The organism is Pseudomonas sp. WHRI 8519 (genome assembly GCF_040224055.2).
Lineage (GTDB): Bacteria > Pseudomonadota > Gammaproteobacteria > Pseudomonadales > Pseudomonadaceae > Aquipseudomonas > Aquipseudomonas putida_X.
This window is the reverse complement of record NZ_CP167996.1, coordinates 5,216,473-5,229,151: the sequence shown is the minus strand read 5'-3', so window position 1 is coordinate 5,229,151 and position 12,679 is coordinate 5,216,473. Positions and strand designations below refer to the sequence as shown.

The 12,679-nt window shown below is 60.9% G+C and carries 15 protein-coding genes; 8 read left to right on the top strand and 7 right to left on the bottom strand.

Annotated features, from left to right (window positions below):
- Positions 1 to 68: 68 nt before the first annotated feature.
- Together ABRP30_RS23885 and hemH are read left to right on the top strand one after the other, a co-directional pair.
- Positions 69 to 974 carry a TIGR01777 family oxidoreductase gene (locus ABRP30_RS23885; protein WP_241806329.1) on the top strand — a complete coding sequence of 302 codons (906 nt, stop codon included), beginning with the start codon at positions 69 to 71 and terminating at the stop codon, positions 972 to 974.
- A 13-nt stretch (positions 975 to 987) separates the two neighbouring features.
- Positions 988 to 2,001 carry a ferrochelatase gene (gene hemH / locus ABRP30_RS23880; protein WP_349976559.1) on the top strand — a complete coding sequence of 338 codons (1,014 nt, stop codon included), beginning with the start codon at positions 988 to 990 and terminating at the stop codon, positions 1,999 to 2,001.
- A gap of 46 nt (positions 2,002 to 2,047) precedes the next feature.
- Here the strand turns inward: hemH and ABRP30_RS23875 are convergent, their stop codons facing one another.
- Together ABRP30_RS23875 and upp are read right to left on the bottom strand one after the other, a co-directional pair.
- On the bottom strand, positions 2,048 to 3,313 hold the full coding sequence (locus tag ABRP30_RS23875; RefSeq protein WP_241806331.1) for a uracil-xanthine permease family protein: 1,266 nt from the start codon (positions 3,311 to 3,313) through the stop codon (positions 2,048 to 2,050).
- A 2-nt stretch (positions 3,314 to 3,315) separates the two neighbouring features.
- Positions 3,316 to 3,954, bottom strand: a complete 639-nt coding sequence (upp, locus tag ABRP30_RS23870) for a uracil phosphoribosyltransferase (RefSeq protein WP_011532223.1) — start codon at positions 3,952 to 3,954, stop codon at positions 3,316 to 3,318.
- 159 nt (positions 3,955 to 4,113) lie between these two features.
- Here upp and ABRP30_RS23865 point away from each other — a divergent pair, with 159 nt between their 5' ends.
- The 4 genes from ABRP30_RS23865 to ABRP30_RS23850 all read left to right on the top strand — a co-directional run bounded on the left by ABRP30_RS23865 (position 4,114) and on the right by ABRP30_RS23850 (position 6,029).
- Positions 4,114 to 4,671: a hypoxanthine-guanine phosphoribosyltransferase gene (locus tag ABRP30_RS23865; RefSeq protein WP_012316248.1), complete on the top strand. Its 558-nt coding sequence runs from the start codon at positions 4,114 to 4,116 to the stop codon at positions 4,669 to 4,671.
- A 2-nt stretch (positions 4,672 to 4,673) separates the two neighbouring features.
- Entirely contained in the window at positions 4,674 to 5,147 is a 474-nt protein-coding gene (locus ABRP30_RS23860; protein WP_349976558.1) for a WbuC family cupin fold metalloprotein, read from the top strand.
- A gap of 53 nt (positions 5,148 to 5,200) precedes the next feature.
- Entirely contained in the window at positions 5,201 to 5,671 is a 471-nt protein-coding gene (locus tag ABRP30_RS23855) for a hypothetical protein (protein ID WP_349976557.1), read from the top strand.
- A 67-nt stretch (positions 5,672 to 5,738) separates the two neighbouring features.
- On the top strand, positions 5,739 to 6,029 hold the full coding sequence (locus tag ABRP30_RS23850) for a PA4642 family protein (protein ID WP_241806334.1): 291 nt from the start codon (positions 5,739 to 5,741) through the stop codon (positions 6,027 to 6,029).
- 198 nt (positions 6,030 to 6,227) lie between these two features.
- Here the strand turns inward: ABRP30_RS23850 and ABRP30_RS23845 are convergent, their stop codons facing one another.
- The 3 genes from ABRP30_RS23845 to ABRP30_RS23835 all read right to left on the bottom strand — a co-directional run bounded on the left by ABRP30_RS23845 (position 6,228) and on the right by ABRP30_RS23835 (position 9,991).
- The gene (locus ABRP30_RS23845; RefSeq protein WP_372490346.1) at positions 6,228 to 7,181 is read right to left on the bottom strand and encodes an IS110 family transposase; all 954 of its coding nucleotides are present in this window, start codon (positions 7,179 to 7,181) and stop codon (positions 6,228 to 6,230) included.
- Positions 7,182 to 7,647: 466 nt separating this feature from the next.
- Complete coding sequence (gene mqo / locus ABRP30_RS23840; protein ID WP_349976596.1) at positions 7,648 to 9,153, bottom strand: malate dehydrogenase (quinone); 1,506 nt, start codon at positions 9,151 to 9,153, stop codon at positions 7,648 to 7,650.
- Positions 9,154 to 9,757: 604 nt separating this feature from the next.
- Complete coding sequence (locus ABRP30_RS23835) at positions 9,758 to 9,991, bottom strand: hypothetical protein (protein ID WP_267818731.1); 234 nt, start codon at positions 9,989 to 9,991, stop codon at positions 9,758 to 9,760.
- Between the two features lie 192 nt (positions 9,992 to 10,183).
- Between ABRP30_RS23835 and ABRP30_RS23830 the strand changes: the two genes are divergently transcribed.
- The gene (locus ABRP30_RS23830) at positions 10,184 to 10,768 is read left to right on the top strand and encodes a YajG family lipoprotein (protein WP_241806337.1); all 585 of its coding nucleotides are present in this window, start codon (positions 10,184 to 10,186) and stop codon (positions 10,766 to 10,768) included.
- Between the two features lie 72 nt (positions 10,769 to 10,840).
- Here ABRP30_RS23830 and ABRP30_RS23825 read toward each other — a convergent pair whose 3' ends face one another.
- Positions 10,841 to 11,047 (bottom strand): hypothetical protein, encoded by a 207-nt coding sequence (locus ABRP30_RS23825; protein WP_267818729.1) that lies wholly within the window; start codon positions 11,045 to 11,047, stop codon positions 10,841 to 10,843.
- Between the two features lie 160 nt (positions 11,048 to 11,207).
- On the opposite strand from ABRP30_RS23825, the gene ABRP30_RS23820 reads away from it, so the two are divergent.
- The gene (locus ABRP30_RS23820) at positions 11,208 to 11,468 is read left to right on the top strand and encodes a hypothetical protein (protein ID WP_349976597.1); all 261 of its coding nucleotides are present in this window, start codon (positions 11,208 to 11,210) and stop codon (positions 11,466 to 11,468) included.
- Between the two features lie 31 nt (positions 11,469 to 11,499).
- Here ABRP30_RS23820 and ABRP30_RS23815 read toward each other — a convergent pair whose 3' ends face one another.
- The gene (locus tag ABRP30_RS23815; protein WP_241806340.1) at positions 11,500 to 12,669 is read right to left on the bottom strand and encodes a 1-acyl-sn-glycerol-3-phosphate acyltransferase; all 1,170 of its coding nucleotides are present in this window, start codon (positions 12,667 to 12,669) and stop codon (positions 11,500 to 11,502) included.
- Positions 12,670 to 12,679 lie beyond the last annotated feature (10 nt).

Sequence of the window (12,679 nt, the reverse complement as noted above, 5' to 3'; positions counted from 1 at the left end):
GAGCGTTGGGTTAAAAAAGTGCCTTGCTGTAAAAATAGACCATCGCCGCACTCTGTGAGGACACAGCCATGCATATATTGCTGACAGGCGGCACTGGCTTGATCGGCCAGCATCTTTGCCCGTTCTGGCTCGCCCAAGGTCATCGCCTGACCGTGTGGAGCCGGCGCCCCGACCAGGTTGCGCGCCTGTGTGGCAGCGGGGTGCGAGGGGTTGCCCGGCTGGAAGAGCTGGCCGCAGACGAGCCCGTGGACGCCGTGATCAACCTGGCCGGCGCACCGATTGCCGACCGGCCCTGGACTGCGTCACGGCGCAATGTGCTATGGGCCAGCCGTATCAGCCTTACCGAGCAATTGCTGGCCTGGCTTGAGACCCGCGAGCAACGTCCCGAAGTGCTGATTTCGGGTTCGGCGGTGGGCTGGTATGGCGATGGCGGTGAGCGAGAATTGACCGAGGCTTCGCCGCCGGTACGCGAGGATTTCGCCAGCCAACTGTGCATCGCGTGGGAAGAAACCGCGCAGCGTGCGCAGGCCCTTGGGCTGCGCGTGGTGTTGGTGCGCACGGGGCTGGTGCTGGCCAGCGATGGGGGCTTCCTGTCGCGCCTGCGCCTGCCGTTCAAGCTGGGGCTGGGCGGCCCGTTGGGCAATGGCCGGCAGTGGATGCCTTGGGTGCATATAGACGACCAGGTTGCCCTGATAGATTTTCTGTTACGGCACAAGGACACCAGCGGTCCTTATAATGCCTGCGCGCCAGAGCCTGTGCGTAACCGCGAATTCGCCCGGCGCCTGGGCCGTGCGCTGCACCGGCCGGCGCTACTGCCGGTACCCGGTCTGCTGCTGAAGGCGGGCCTGGGCGAGCTGTCGACGCTGTTGCTTGGTGGCCAGCGGGCACGGCCTGTGCGTTTGCTGGCCGCAGGCTTCACCTTCCGTTTCAACGATCTGCAATCGGCCTTGGACAACCTGTCCAAGCGCCTCTGACATAGGACGCTGCATGACCGATCACGCGCTGTTGCTGGTCAACCTGGGTTCTCCGGCTTCCACATCGGTAGCCGATGTGCGCCGCTACCTCAATCAGTTCCTGATGGACCCCTACGTAGTCGACCTGCCATGGCCGTTGCGGCGCTTGCTGGTGTCGCTGATCCTGATCAAGCGCCCGGAGCAGTCTGCCCACGCCTATGCCTCGATCTGGTGGGATGAGGGCTCGCCCCTGGTGGTGTTGACGCGTCGGCTGCAGGCCGCGATGGTCGAGCACTGGCCCCACGGCCCGGTGGAAATCGCCATGCGTTATGGCGAGCCGGCGCTGCCGCAGGTGCTCGAGCGCCTTGCCGCTCAAGGTGTGCGCACCGTGACGCTGGCGCCGCTTTACCCACAATTCGCTGACAGTACGGTGACTACGGTGGTGGCGCAGGCCAACCAGACTGTCACCGAACGCGCCTTGCCGTTGCAGTTGCGTGTGCTGCAACCGTTCTACGACCACCCTGAATACATCGATGCCCTGGTGGCCAGCGCCCGGCCTTACCTTGAACAGGACTATGATCACCTGTTGCTGAGCTTCCATGGTTTGCCGGAGCGGCACCTGAAGAAGCTCATGCCTGGCAGCAAGCATGATCTGCGGGCAGCGGACTGCTGCAAGGACGCCAGCGCCGAAGTGCGCGCGGTGTGCTACCGCGGGCAGTGCCTGGCGTCGGCCAAGGCGTTCGCCACCAGGATGGGCATCCCGGATGGCAAGTGGTCTGTCTCGTTCCAGTCGCGGTTAGGGCGGGACAAGTGGATCGAACCCTATACCGAGACGCGTCTGGATGAGCTGGCCAAGGCCGGTGCCAAAAAGCTGCTGGTGATGTGCCCTGCATTCGTGGCCGATTGCATCGAGACGCTGGAGGAGATTGGCGATCGCGGCAAGGAGCAGTTCATCGAGGCGGGGGGCGAAGAGTTGGTCCTGGTGCCGTGCCTGAATGATCACCCGGAGTGGGTGAGGGTGCTGGCGCAGATGTGTGAAAAGGCGTGAATGAAAAAGGGCCGCTTAGCGGCCCTTTAGCGACGCGAGGCCGCTTCTACACATCCAGCTTCTCTTTCTTCCAGCCATCGTTGCCCGGCAGGATCAGGTTCAGGGCAATGGCCACGATAGCGCACAGGGCGATGCCCTTCAGGCCCCAATCATCTGGGCCGTCGCCGCTGCCGATCAGCACGCCGCCGATACCGAATACCAGGGTCACCGACACGATCACCAGGTTGCGTGCTTCGCCCAGGTCGATCTTGTGGCGGATCATGGTGTTCATGCCCACCGCTGCGATCGAGCCGAACAGCAGGCAGAGGATGCCGCCCATCACCGGCACCGGGATGCTTTGCAACAACGCGCCGAACTTGCCGATGAAGGCCAGGGTGATGGCAAAGATCGCCGCCCAGGTCATGATCTTCGGGTTGTAGTTCTTGGTCAGCATCACGGCGCCGGTCACTTCGGCATACGTGGTATTGGGTGGGCCGCCGAACAGGCCTGCTGCCGTGGTGGCCAGGCCGTCACCGAGCAGGGTGCGGTGCAGGCCAGGCTTCTTCAGGTAGTCGCGGCCGGTCACGCTGCCGACTGCGATCACGCCGCCGATGTGCTCGATCGCCGGGGCCAGGGCTACCGGTACGATGAACAGGATGGCCTGCCAGTTGAACGCTGGTGCGGTGAAGTTGGGGATCTCAAGCCAAGGCGCGGCGGCAATCTTGGCGGTGTCGACCACGCCAAAGGCGAACGCCAGGGCAAACCCTACCAGTACCCCGGAGATGATCGGCACCAAGCGGAAGATGCCTTTGCCGAACACCGCGACGATCAGGGTGGTGAGCAACGCCGGCATTGAAATCAGCATGGCGGTCTTGTACGGCATGAGTACCGCGCCGTCACCGCCCTTGCCCATTGCCATGTTGGCCGCGATCGGTGCCATGGCCAGGCCGATGGAGATGATCACCGGGCCGATCACCACGGGTGGCAGCATGCGGTCAATGAAGCCGGTGCCCTTGATCTTCACCATCAGGCCCATGAAGGTGTACACGAAACCTGCGGCCATCACGCCGCCCATGGTCTCGGCCAGGCCGAACTGGCCTTTGGCAAGGATGATGGGCGTGATGAAGGCAAAGCTCGAGGCCAGGAATACCGGGACCTGACGGCCGGTGACCAGCTGGAACAGCAGGGTGCCGATACCCGCGGTGAACAGCGCGACGTTAGGGTCCAGGCCGGTGATCAGCGGCATCAGCACCAGCGCGCCAAATGCCACGAAGAGCATCTGCGCGCCCGAAACGACCTGGCGCCAGAGCGGGTCGTTGAAGCCGTCCTGCATGGTCAGGCGTCCTTCTGCTTGGTGCCGAAGATCTTGTCACCGGCGTCGCCCAGGCCCGGCACGATGTAGCCGTGTTCGTTGAGGCGCTGGTCGATCGAGGCGGTGTAGATCTGCACATCCGGGTGGGCTTTTTCCACCACTTCGATACCTTCTGGGGCTGCGACCAGCACCATGGCGCGGATTTCCTTGCAGCCGGCTTTTTTCAGCAGGTCGATGGTGGCGACCATCGAACCACCGGTGGCGAGCATCGGGTCGATGATCAGCGCCAGGCGCTGGTTGATGTCCGGCGCCAGCTTTTCCAGGTAGGTGTGTGCTTCGAGCGTCTCCTCGTTGCGGGCGACACCCACGGCACTGACCTTGGCGCCCGGGATCAGGCTGAGCACGCCATCAAGCATGCCGATGCCGGCGCGCAGGATCGGTACCACGGTGATCTTCTTGCCGGCGATTTTTTCAACTTGCACCTTGCCACACCAGCCATCGATCTCGTAGGTTTCCAGTGGCAGGTCCTGAGTGGCTTCGTAGGTCAGTAGCGCGCCGACTTCCTGGGCGAGTTCGCGAAAGTTCTTGGTGCTGATGTCGGCACGGCGCATCAGGCCGAGCTTATGGCGGATCAGCGGGTGGCGGATCTCACGAGTGGGCATAGGGGGGCTCCGAAAGGCGGGCAAAAAAACCGCGCTAGATTAATCTATTCAGCCTTTGCTGTCGTGCAGTCCTTTTGCACGTTAGTCCATAAATGCTTGATCTGTGACGAGCGGATGCGTACCTTTGCCCGCTTTTCCAAAATCCCCCTGGAGAGCGCAATGTCCGCTGATCTCGAGCACATCCGTCAAGTCATGCGCGAGGCAGACTGCCTGTACAACGAAGCCGAAGTCGAAGCGGCCATTGCCAAGGTTGGCGAGCAGATCTGCAAAGACCTGCACGACAAGAACCCGGTGGTGTTCTGTGTCATGAACGGAGGCCTGATCTTCGCTGGCAAGCTGCTGACCCACCTGCAGTTCCCGCTGGAGGCCTCGTACCTGCATGCCACGCGTTATCGCAACCAGACCAGTGGCGGTGAGCTGTTCTGGAAGGCTAAACCTGAGGTGTCGTTCATCGATCGTGACGTGTTGATCGTCGACGATATCCTCGACGAGGGTCACACCCTCAGCGCCATCATCGAGTTCTGCAAGCATGCCGGCGCCCGCTCGGTGCACACTGCGGTGCTGATCGACAAAGACCATGACCGCAAGGCCAGCCCGGACCTGAAGGCCAGCTATGTGGGCCTGCCGTGCATCGATCGCTACATCTTCGGTTATGGCATGGACTATAAAGGTTACTGGCGTAACGCGAACGGCATCTTCGCCGTCAAGGGACTGTGATCATGAGCCAGCCTGCTTTCATCGACCAAGCGTTGTTTGCCGGGCTGGCGCAAAACGCCGCCGAGGCACCGCGTGGACGCTACCATCACAACTTCCATGACATGCAGGACCCCTGTCACCGTTTGGCAGTGGGCTTACAGCCGTCCACCTACATCGCGCCTCACCGGCACCTGAGCGCGGACAAGGCCGAGACCTTGTTGGCGCTCAAAGGCCGCTTGGGGCTGCTGATGTTCGATGAGCAGGGTGCCGTCATCGACAAGCGCGTGCTCGAGGCCGGTGGCGACTGCCTTGGCGTGGACCTGCGCCCGGGCATCTTCCATTCTTTGGTGGTGCTCGAGGCAGACAGCATCCTGTTCGAATGCAAGGCGGGCCCGTACCGGCCGTTGGTCGACGGCGAGCATGCCCCTTGGGCCCCGCGTGAAGGCGAAGAGGGTGTTGCCCAGTATCACGCCTGGATGCTCGCGCAGTTCGATTGACAGCCCCTGTCGTTGCGCGTGCTAGAGTGCGCCTTCATGCCAAGGAGCCTCACATGCGTGCGATCGTTCCCCTGTTGCTGGCGGTCAGCCTGCCTCTTGCCGCCGCACCGCTGCACAGCCAGTTTCTCCCGCCCGATGACCAGGCCCTGCGCCAGGAAGCGCCGACCGGCCAGCAACTGTTGCAGGTCACCGACTACTCGGTAGTGGTTGGGGCGCAGCGCCAATCTGACCAACAGCCCATTCCGATCACAGCCTCCTTGCAGATGCGCCTCAAAGGCAAGCCGCTGAGTAAAGGGGCGACCCTCAGCCAGGTGTTGCTCACCTTCGATGGCGAGGCGGGCAAGAGCCTGAAAAAGCCGGTGTATGACGACAAGACCCGTACGTTGAGCCTGAATTATCCGGTCAGCGACTACCGAGTGGTGATGGACCTGCTGCGCAACGAGACGGTGTATGTACAGTTTCTGACCTACCCCAACGGCCATGTCTGGGCCGACTTGCACACGGGTACCGTACGTACGCGTTGAGACGTGCTGCGTGTGGGGGGTAAACTGCCGGCCTTCGAAATTCGTGATGGTCCAGTTGGAGCCGGCAATGCGCAAAGACAAGAAGCAGGTGATTGGTGACGAAATCAGCGACGACTATATCAAGTCGTTCCTTCAGTTTGAGCCTGCGGATGGTGTGACCTCACCTTCTCAGCACAAGCTGATCAAGGCTTACCGCGGTTTGCGTGTCGACGATTTCGAGCGTTTCGTAGGGTTCTTCGTTGAAGCCGGGTTGGACCTGGATGGCAAAGACGAACAAGGCAAGACCTTCGTCGAAGTGATCGCCGATCAGCGCAATGCGGCTGAGTACATCGAGATCATCGAAAAAGCCCGGGGCTGACGGATCCCCAGGCACAAAAAACGCCCCAGCGGCGATGCCATACAGTTAGTGTGATCAGGGCTGCTACGCAGCCCATCGCCGGCAAGCCGGCTCCCACAATGACCGCGCAGTTCTCGAGCCTTGCGCTGTACCCGTGGGAACAACTGTCTTGCTCAACTTCAAAAGCTGGCGCGATCCCTGTGGGAGATTCTATGGTTATCAGCAAGCCATTTTCCCGCCTTTGGTGACGTATTCGTCCTGATTTCTCATCAGGGCGAATGCCACACGTGCGAGCTTCCTGGCCAGAATTACCAACGCCTGGGTCGTTGCCTTACCGCTGTTTCGATACTGCTCATATACCCCTTTCCAAGCGGCCGACCTGCTGGCCGCCATTGCTGCGTTATGCAGCAAACGACGGATTTCCGAGCAGCCGCGCTTGGTGAGCCGACGACGTCCATTCTTCTCTCCAGAATCATTAACCCGCAGGTCCATTCCCAGGAATGCGATGTACGAATCACTGTTCTTGAACTCGCCCCTTACAAAAGCCATTACCAAGGCTGTAGCGGTAAGAAACCCAATTCCCTCTACCGCCTGACAGCGGGCAACTTGCTCGTGCAGCCCAGCCTCTCGTAGCACTTCCTTAATCTTTTTTTGTATCAGCTGATCCAGCCGATCTATCGATGTTACGAAGGTTTTGAAGGCGGCCTTCAGCAGGCTTTCGTTTGTCCAGCTCTGAGCTAATGCAGTGCGAGCAGTCACCAAGACAGCTCTGCGTCGAAGGAGGCTCTGAAGCTTGCCGTAGACAGCAGGAGGCGGGGTCCAAGGACGAAGATCGTCGCCCTCGTTTTTCAAAAATCGGGACAGCAACCGAGCATCAGAGGGGTCAGTTTTAACCCGCCCTCCAACACTTTTCCTGTAGTTGCTCAGTTGGAAACCATCGATGACATAAACGTCGAAACCGAAGCCATGGGCTAGCTCAACCAGGTCCAGATGGTAGACATTGGTCGCCTCAACAGCGATTGCAGTGCCGAGGGGCTGTTGCTTTAGCCAGCTTTTGATTTCGGGCTTGGTATTTTTCAGCCTGATAATTTCATCACGATCATCGTGATGAATCACTAATTCGGCTTTTGCGACATCCGCACCCACGATCAGTTTGTTTACCTGCATTGCCATGGGCGGCTCCTCGCGTTATGGTTTTTGAGCTTGAAGGGTTTTCACCAAGAGGCGCTGGCTTGCTTCTATCGTCGTTTGCAAACGATGCATTCTTTATCGGCGCTTTGGTGGAAGGGGTGGGGCGATGTCTCCCACAGTCTGTACTGCGTCAACAGTCAGAATCCGGCATTTAGTCCCACCACCCCTTCAAGTCTAACCATACAAGCCGGCTTGCCGGCGATGGGCCGCAAAGCGGCCCTGGATCACCTAGCTCACAGGCATAACCCCAAGGGGCGTTTTCGTTTCAGCCTGTTCAGGCGTAATGCCCCCAGGGACAGCGCACTTTTTGAGCAACAACTGTCTTGCTCAACTTCAAAAGCTGGCGCGATCCCTGTGGGAGCCGGCTTGCCGGCGATGGGCCGCAAAGCGGCCCTGGATCACCTAACTGACAGGCACACCCCCAAGGGGCGTTTTCGTCTCAGCCGGTTCAGGCGTAATGCTTGGCCGGGCTGTTCTCTACCAGGTCCAGCGCCTCATCATTCTCGGCACTGATCTTGTGGTACAGGGCTGCATCGGTGGCCAAGGTCTTCTCGCGAGCCGGGAAGATTTCCTTGAGCTTGGCGGCCCAGGGGCCCTTGGTCTGCTCGGGGAAGCAGCGTTCGATCAGTTCAAGCATGATCGACACCGTCACCGATGCGCCAGGGGACGCGCCGAGCAGCGCTGCCAGGCTGCCGTCCTGTGCCGACACCAACTCGGTACCGAACTGCAGGATGCCGCCTTTTTTCGGATCCTTCTTGATGATCTGCACGCGCTGGCCAGCCACTTCCAAACGCCAGTCTTCGGCCTTGGCCTGCGGGTAGAAGCGGCGCAGCGACTCGAGGCGCTGTTCCATCGACTGCATCACTTCGCTGACCAGGTACTTGGTCAGGTCCATGTTGTCGCGGGCAACGGCCAGCATCGGGCCAATGTTGCCCATGCGCACCGACAGCGGCAGGTCCATCAACGAGCCGTGCTTGAGGAACTTGGTAGTGAAGCCGGCGTAGGGGCCGAACAGCAGCGATGTCTTGCCGTCCACCACGCGGGTGTCCAGGTGCGGCACCGACATCGGCGGCGCGCCGACGGCGGCCTGGCTGTAGACCTTAGCCTGGTGCTGCTTGACGATTTCCGGGTTGTCGCAACGCAGCCACTGGCCGCTGACCGGGAAGCCGCCGAAGCCTTTGCCTTCCGGGATGCCCGACAGTTGCAGTAGCGGCAGTGCCGCGCCGCCGGCGCCGAGGAACACGAAGCGGGCGTCCACTTCACGGCTGCCGCCGCTGTTGACGTCCTTGATGCTGACGGTCCAGCCAGCGCCATTACGGCGCAGGCCAACGACCTTCTTGCTGTACTTGACCTGCGCGTTCTGCGAGTCGCCCAGCAGCTTGAGCAGCTTGTTGGTCAGTGCGCCGAAGTTGACGTCGGTACCTTTGGTCACGCGGGTGGCGGCGATATGCTGGTCGGCCGGGCGGCCTGGCATCATCAGCGGCATCCATTCATTCATCACCGCCTTGTCTTCGGTGTATTCCATCTCGGCGAAGGCGTGGTGCTGCTTGAGCAGCTCGAAACGCTTCTTGAGGAAGGCAACACCTTTGTCACCTTCGACGTAGCTCAGGTGCGGGACAGGGTTGATGAAGGCACGGGCCGGGCCGAAATTGCCTTTTTTGCTCAGGTAAGCCCAGAACTGGCGCGATACCTCGAACTGGGTGTTGATGTGCACGGCCTTCTTGATGTCGATGCTGCCATCGGCGGCCTGGGGCGTGTAGTTCAGCTCGCACAGGCCGGCATGGCCGGTGCCTGCGTTGTTCCAGGGGTTGGAGCTTTCCGCGGCCCCGGAGTCCATCGCCTCGACGACCTCAAGCTTCAGGGTCGGGTCGAGCTCCTTGAGCAGTACGGCCAGGGTGGCACTCATGATGCCCGCGCCTACCAGTACTACATCAACCGATTCGTTCTGCGCCATTTAACGCGTCTCCACAATCTACAGCTACCTAATTGACAGCATAGGACCCCAGGGGTGCCAGGATCGCCATGTCCGACTTTTCGCAGTTCTTGCAACTTCCGCGGACACCGCCAAATCAGTCTTCGGGTTCGTCTATTGAACGCCGTTTGCCCCAGGTGCGGCAATTCGACTTATGGTCAAGGTGTCGTGCGTGCGTTATGGAACGGATTCAGACACCCATGTGAAATGAGCGTATCAGCCGCCTGTTCAGGGCCGTTCGGGACACATCTGTCGCTATTGCACATGCCAGACTGTTCATTTGCTCGCCACACTCTCGTGAAGTTGTGAAAACCGTTTTTTTCACGCTCTTTTGGAGACGTGAACCTCAAAAGGGGACTGCGCGATGGCAACCCACAGGTTCATGCAGTGCGAAGGGCCGGAAAAGCAGGCACGACAGCCGATGCAAGACCTGAGTGGAAGGCTCTCTGTGGGCGAAGCGGTGAAGGTGCCGGGGTCAAACGGCAAATGCGGGGCCCGATCAGGAGACGTCCTTATAATCGGGGGGAGATTATAACGATGTCGCGGGCAGAAAGGTCGTTATTCGTGCTTTTTATTGCAGCGTTTGTCAGGCGGGCAGGGTGCGCCGCTGCCAATGGCGGCTTGCATGGGCGCAAACCCGGGCGTTGGCGGGCAGCGGGCGGCCCAGCCAGGCAAGCTGGATTTCCGTGACCTGCACCCAGCCGCTGTTGCCGGGTGGCTGGCTGCATTGCTTGAACCCCAGGCAGATGCCGTCGCCATCGAGGCGGGCATAGGTCGTGTGGCGCGAGCGTTGCAAGAGCAGGGTCCAGAGCGAGGCCATGGTGTTGAGTCCTGTGTGGTAGGGCTTGTGGCGAGGATAACCGCCGGACCATGAACCGCGTGTGACAGGCGCGCCTGGTATCAAGCGGCAAGCCACAACAAGGCGCCCGCGGGCTTTTACTTCTAGCTTGCCGCTTGTAGCTTGCCGCTAGGTATACTGTGAGCCTTCGCCGCATTTTCTGGAGAAACACGCATGTTGCAACGTCTGTTGTTCGGTTTGCTTGCCGTGGCCAGCCTGAGCCTGGTGGGTTGTGCCCACAGCCCGCAACAACTCAGCCCGCAACCCAAGCTCAACGCCCAGCTCGCCCCGGTCGGCCACGGCCAGCCGGTGGTGGTCAAGGTAGTGGACGGCCGGGCTTCGCAGTCCCTGGGTACTCGTGGTGGCATGTACCCCGAGACCAGCACTATCAGTGTCAGTGGCAATGACATCGTGCCCAAAGTGCAGGCCCAGGCCGAGGCCGCCGTACGCCTGTTGGGCTTTACCCCCACGGCCAACGCCGGCAATGCGCCGCAGCTGACCGTGACCCTGGCCGAGTTGAAGTACCAGTCGCCCAAGGACAACCTGTACGTGACCGAAGCCACCATCGGCGCCACCTTCCGCGCCGATGTGTCGAACGCCAACCGCCGTTACAGCGGCCGCTATGGCGCCTCGTTGGACCAGCGCTTCGGCATGGCGCCCAACCAGGAAACCAACACCAAGCTGGTGAGTGACGTGCTGAGCGATGCGTTGACCCGCCTGTTCAAGGACCCGACCATCGGTCAGGTGCTGGGCGAATAAGCTTTTCGCTGGAGCGAGAAAAAACCGCTGCCTGTTTGCCAGGCAGCGGTTTTTTTTGCTCGTGCACAGGCCTCAGGCCGCGTCGAAATGGAAGTCCAGCACGCTTACGCCCGTCAGCAGGTCCACCTCTGGCAAATGCTCATGCGCATGCCCGCCCAGTGCGCAATACACCAGCCACTGGCGGTCCTGGACATTGATGGCGAAACCATCGATCAACGCCTGCTGTTCATCGCTCTGGGCAACGAGATAGAGGCGATCCTGGTTTTCGGCGTGCAGCATGAACAAGCTCCGGCTCGGGAAAAGGCCGACAGGGTGGCCTGCCCTTATGACGAGCGTGTGACAGATGAAATTTAGTGACACTTTGTCGCCAATTTCGGGCGTCGGGGCCGGCCTTCGGTAGAATGCCGGCCTTCGCTGACGTTCTGACCGAGGTTGCGTGATGTCCTTGCAAGTGCTCTGGGGGGTTCTGGCCGCCCATCCGACCAAGCTGATCAATCTGCTGGCACTGTTGATGACCTGCCCGGGCGGGTTGCTGCTGCACAGTGCACGGCGTCGCCAGGCCATCACCCGCGAGAGCCTGGCAGCGGACGAAGGCCTGGTGGATGCGTTCGAGCAGCGGGTGCCGCGCTATTACTACATTCTCGGCTTTGCCTGCCTGGCGATGGCCTTGCTGCTGTCCTGGTTCAGTACCTGGATCTGAACCCTGCGGGGCCGCCAAGCGGCCCCTGTGATCAGGCAACCGGTGCCTGTTGCCTGACCTGATACTGGTTGCGCACCGGGGTGGCGTATTGCAACACCAGGTATGGCCGCTGCTCCTGCGGGCAGGCGTCCAGGCGGCGTTGCCATTCTTCCTTGGCTTTTGCCAGCTCCTCTGCGGGGAACACCTTCTCGGCGCTCGGCACCTGCAGTGCCTCATCCTTTTCGTCCCACATTGCATAGGCCAGGTAGTGCACCGGGAACAACCGGTAGCCACCCAGGATCTGCCGGTCGATCTCCTGCGCCAGCTGTTTGGTGTCCTCGTAGAACGCGGTTACCGGCGGGGCGAAGTTGATATGGACACGGCCCTTGTAGCCGGTGATGCCTTTGGCAATGCTGTTGTCGTCTTCACCCGGCGCTTTCTGGTAGGTACCGGTGGTCGCACGGATATACAGCTCGCGCGCCTTGGCCTGGTCGCAAGGGTCGTACTCGTAGCTGATGGACACCGGGGTGAGGTTGAGGCCCTGGATCACTGCACCGAAAGGCTCGTCCTTGCGGCTCATGTGGAACATCTTGAGGATGGCCGAGTCGGTACGGTCATCACCATCCTTGGCACGGCCTTCGGCCTGGGCGATCCAGATCGAGGTACCGTCGTTGCGGATCGAATGGTTGATGTAGGCCGAGAGCAACTGGTAGGCCGCGAGCTTTTCACGCCGGCCGCTGAGCGAGCGGTGGACGATGAAACTCTTGTTCAGGCGCATCATGTCGCTGACGAATGGCTTTTGCAGCAAGTTGTCGCCAATGGCGATGCGTGGCGTCGGCAGGCCGGCGTGGTACACCGCGTAGTTGACGAAGGCCGGATCCATGACGATGTCACGGTGGTTGGCCAGGAACAGATAGGCGGTACCGGATTTGAGTTGCTCGACGCCTGTGTACGTGACCCCGTCGGTAGCGCGCTCGATGGTGTGGTCGACGTAGTATTCGACCTTGTCCTGCAACGTGGATACGCAGGTGACCCCGGCGAACTCCTTGCGCAGGCGGCGGGCGATCAGCGGCTTGAGCAGCCAGCCGAATGCCCCGGCTGCGCGCGGGAAGCGGAAGTGGGTGAGGATATCGAGGAATGCCGGGTCGCTGAGCAGGCGTGCCAGCACGGCAGGGACCTCAGCATCGTCGTACGGTCGGATGGCATCGAATTCGCCCATCATGCTCTCTTGT

What these genes read in the sequence shown, in the direction of transcription:
- ABRP30_RS23885 (WP_241806329.1), top strand. Translation starts at nt 69, where the DNA reads ATGCATATATTGCTGACAGGCGGCACTGGCTTGATCGGCCAGCATCTT.
- hemH (WP_349976559.1), top strand. Translation starts at nt 988, where the DNA reads ATGACCGATCACGCGCTGTTGCTGGTCAACCTGGGTTCTCCGGCTTCC.
- ABRP30_RS23875 (WP_241806331.1), bottom strand. Translation starts at nt 3,313, where the DNA reads ATGCAGGACGGCTTCAACGACCCGCTCTGGCGCCAGGTCGTTTCGGGC.
- upp (WP_011532223.1), bottom strand. Translation starts at nt 3,954, where the DNA reads ATGCCCACTCGTGAGATCCGCCACCCGCTGATCCGCCATAAGCTCGGC.
- ABRP30_RS23865 (WP_012316248.1), top strand. Translation starts at nt 4,114, where the DNA reads ATGTCCGCTGATCTCGAGCACATCCGTCAAGTCATGCGCGAGGCAGAC.
- ABRP30_RS23860 (WP_349976558.1), top strand. Translation starts at nt 4,674, where the DNA reads ATGAGCCAGCCTGCTTTCATCGACCAAGCGTTGTTTGCCGGGCTGGCG.
- ABRP30_RS23855 (WP_349976557.1), top strand. Translation starts at nt 5,201, where the DNA reads ATGCGTGCGATCGTTCCCCTGTTGCTGGCGGTCAGCCTGCCTCTTGCC.
- ABRP30_RS23850 (WP_241806334.1), top strand. Translation starts at nt 5,739, where the DNA reads ATGCGCAAAGACAAGAAGCAGGTGATTGGTGACGAAATCAGCGACGAC.
- ABRP30_RS23845 (WP_372490346.1), bottom strand. Translation starts at nt 7,181, where the DNA reads ATGGCAATGCAGGTAAACAAACTGATCGTGGGTGCGGATGTCGCAAAA.
- mqo (WP_349976596.1), bottom strand. Translation starts at nt 9,153, where the DNA reads ATGGCGCAGAACGAATCGGTTGATGTAGTACTGGTAGGCGCGGGCATC.
- ABRP30_RS23835 (WP_267818731.1), bottom strand. Translation starts at nt 9,991, where the DNA reads ATGGCCTCGCTCTGGACCCTGCTCTTGCAACGCTCGCGCCACACGACC.
- ABRP30_RS23830 (WP_241806337.1), top strand. Translation starts at nt 10,184, where the DNA reads ATGTTGCAACGTCTGTTGTTCGGTTTGCTTGCCGTGGCCAGCCTGAGC.
- ABRP30_RS23825 (WP_267818729.1), bottom strand. Translation starts at nt 11,047, where the DNA reads ATGCTGCACGCCGAAAACCAGGATCGCCTCTATCTCGTTGCCCAGAGC.
- ABRP30_RS23820 (WP_349976597.1), top strand. Translation starts at nt 11,208, where the DNA reads ATGTCCTTGCAAGTGCTCTGGGGGGTTCTGGCCGCCCATCCGACCAAG.
- ABRP30_RS23815 (WP_241806340.1), bottom strand. Translation starts at nt 12,669, where the DNA reads ATGATGGGCGAATTCGATGCCATCCGACCGTACGACGATGCTGAGGTC.